A 2930-nucleotide genomic window follows, 5' to 3' on the forward strand; every position below is an offset into this window, starting at 1 on the left:
GCCGCGTCCGGCTCCGCCGCGCCGACGGGTGCGCCGTCCCCGGGCGGAACGCCGCCGGCCGGCGGGGTGCAGGTCCCGCCGGAGCCGGACAAGGCGCTGGCCGCCCTCGCGGACGCCGAGCAGGCCCTCGCCGAGGCCCGCACCGCCGCCCTGGCCGGAGCCCCCGGCGAGCTGGCCCGCATGCTGGCCTCGGTCGCCGCCTGCGGCGCCGTCCACGTCCACCTGCTGACCCCCGCCCCGGGAGCCGCCTCGTGAAGCCCTCGCCCTCCTCCCCCTCTCCCGCCGGCCGCGCCCTCGATGCCGCCCAGGCGGCCCTCGCCGCCGAGCACGCCGCCGTGTACGGGTACGGGGTCGTCGGCGCCCGCGCCGGCGAGCGGGCGGCCGAGGCCCGCGAGGCGCACGGCACCCACCTCGCGCGCCGAGACGCGCTGGCGCGCGCCGTGCGCGACCTGGGCGGCTCCCCCCGGCCCTCCGATCCGGCGTACGCGCTCCCGTACGAGGTGCGCGGCGCCGGCGACGCCGAACGGCTGGCCGCGGAGATCGAGGACCGGGTGGCCGGCGCGTACGCCGACCTGGTGCGGGCGGCGGACGGCCCGCTGCGCCGCGAGGCGGCCGACGCGCTGAGCGCCGCGGCGGTCCGCGCGGCACGCTGGCGCGGCGGCGGCGTAGCCTTCCCTGGGCTCGCGGAACACGCACGGCCCGCCGGGAACAGCTGAAGGGGAACACGCACGCATGGCTTTCGAACCGCCGCAGCGGCTCGTACGGGCGCTCGGCGAGACGCCGGACGGGGACGGAAGCACGGCCGACTGGCTGGAGCGGCTGCCCCGCCTGGCCGAGGCGGCACTGGACCGGCGCGCGGTACGCGCCCAGCGGGTCCAGGCCCCCGGCGGGCGCAGCAGCCTGGTGGTGCTGGTGCAGTACGAGGACGGCACGCCGGCCGTGCTGAAGCTCGCTCCCCCGCAGGCCCGGCCCGACCGCGAGCTGGCCGCGCTCGCCCACTGGGGCGGCTTCGGAGCCGTACGGGTCCTCGACACCCGCCACCACGCCGAGGACGGGGCGCTGCTGCTGGAGCGGCTGCAACCGGAGGTCTCCCTGCGCTCCCTTCCCGAGGCGAAGGCGCTGCTGGAGGCGTGCGGGACGCTGCGGCGGCTGTGGGTGAAGCCGCCGGACGGGCACCCCTTCGAGACGGTCGCGGAACGGACCTCCCGGCAGGCGGCGGCGCTGTGCGCGGCGGCGGAGGCGGGGCCGGGATCCGCGCCCTTGGCGGAGGCGGCGCTCGCGGCCCGGGAGGAGCTGACGGCGGTACCGGCCGAGGAGCAGCTGCTGCTGCACGGCAACTTCCGGCAGGGCAAGGTGCTGGCCGGCGACCGCGCGCCGTGGCTGGCCGTGGGCCCGGAGCCGGTCGTGGGTGAGCGCGCCTACGACCTGGCCCGGCTGGTCCGGGACCGGCTGGAGGACCAGGTCGCCTCGTCCGCGGGAGCCGCGGGCGCCCGGCGCAGGGTGAACAGGCTGGCCGACAGCCTGGAGGTGGACCGGGACCGGCTGCGCGGCTGGACGCTCTTCCGGGCGGTCGAGTCTGGCACCCGGGCCCTGGCCGCGGGACGGCGGCGCGATGCGGAGCTGCTGCTGGAGTTCGCCGCCTGGCTTTAGGGCATACCGGTACATAAGGGTGTGTACCGATGTGTCACGGGCAGCCCGCCAGGGAGGCCGCCATGCTCCAGGAACTGCTGACCGCGGCGATCGCGGCGGGCACATGCCTCGCGGTCGCCACCGCCTCCGCCGCGCGCATCGTCAGGCAGTACGAACGCGGCGTCGTCCTCCGCTTCGGCCGCCTGAGGGAGGGCGTGCGCCAGCCCGGATTCACCATGATCATCCCGGTGGTGGACCGGCTCCACAAGGTCAACATGCAGATCGTGACGATGCCCGTACCCGCCCAGGAGGGCATCACCAGGGACAACGTCACGGTCCGCGTCGACGCCGTCGTCTACTTCAAGGTCGTCGACCCGGCGAGCGCGATCATCGAGGTCGAGGACTACCGCTTCGCGGTCTCCCAGATGGCCCAGACCTCGCTCCGCTCCATCATCGGCAAGTCCGACCTCGACGACCTCCTCTCCAACCGGGAGAAACTCAACGAGGGCCTGGAGCTGATGATCGACAGCCCGGCGGTGGGCTGGGGCGTCCAGATCGACCGCGTCGAGATCAAGGACGTCTCCCTCCCGGAGACGATGAAACGCTCCATGGCCCGACAGGCCGAAGCCGACCGCGAACGCCGCGCACGCGTCATCAACGCGGACGCGGAACTCCAGGCCTCCCGCAAACTCGCCGAAGCCGCCGCCGTCATGTCGGACCAGCCGGCGGCCCTCCAACTCCGCCTCCTCCAAACGGTGGTGGCCGTGGCGGCGGAGAAGAACTCCACCCTGGTCCTCCCGTTCCCGGTCGAACTCCTCCGCTTCCTGGAACGCGCGACCCCGGACCCGCCGCCCAAACCCGCACCGGCGGCGGCGCCCGCGAACCCGCCGGAGCGAGCGGGCCCCGACACCGAACCGACGACCCCGCCCCTGCCCCCGGCGCCGGACACGCCGACGCGGCCGGAACGAGCGGTGGAACCGCCCCCGCCGCCGGGAGCGGTCGAGGCGCCCGCGCACACACCGCGAGCGGTGGAAGCGGCGGCCCCGCCGCCGGAGCACCGGACCGGTACGCCGGCACACGCAGAACAGCCGGCGGAAGCGGCCCCGCCGCACACCGGACGGCACACCGAAGCGGCAGCGCCGCCGGAGGAACCCCCGCCCCGATCGCGCAGGCACGCGCAGCAGGAGGTCGAAGCGCCGCCACACCGGGATCCGACGACACCCCGGACCGCCGGAGAGGACGAACCCGCCGACGGGAGCCGCCACCCGGCCCCATTCGAAGCCGTTGACACCCCCACCGAC

The 2930-nt window shown here is 76.2% G+C and carries 3 protein-coding genes and 1 pseudogene; all 4 read left to right on the plus strand.

Annotation, left to right across the window (positions count from 1 at the left end):
• Positions 1-255, plus strand: a pseudogene (locus EF903_RS31105) (hypothetical protein); the annotation flags it as partial.
• Entirely contained in the window at positions 252-716 is a 465-nt protein-coding gene (locus EF903_RS31110) for a ferritin-like domain-containing protein (RefSeq protein WP_260616169.1), read from the plus strand. The pseudogene EF903_RS31105 and the gene EF903_RS31110, both read left to right, overlap by 4 nt.
• Before the next feature lie 16 nt (positions 717-732).
• A complete protein-coding gene (locus tag EF903_RS31115) occupies positions 733-1650 on the plus strand; it encodes an aminoglycoside phosphotransferase family protein (RefSeq protein WP_125548322.1) in 918 nt (305 codons plus the stop codon).
• Between the two features lie 62 nt (positions 1651-1712).
• Positions 1713-2930 (plus strand): SPFH domain-containing protein (locus tag EF903_RS36180; RefSeq protein ID WP_399422087.1); only part of this gene is annotated, 1218 nt, incomplete at its 3' end.

This window comes from Streptomyces sp. WAC05292, assembly GCF_003949955.1.
In the GTDB taxonomy this organism is placed as follows: domain Bacteria; phylum Actinomycetota; class Actinomycetes; order Streptomycetales; family Streptomycetaceae; genus Streptomyces; species Streptomyces globosus.

Excerpts from the sequence above, each read along its gene's own strand:
- EF903_RS31115 (WP_125548322.1), top strand. The coding sequence starts at position 733 with ATGGCTTTCGAACCGCCGCAGCGGCTCGTACGGGCGCTCGGCGAGACG.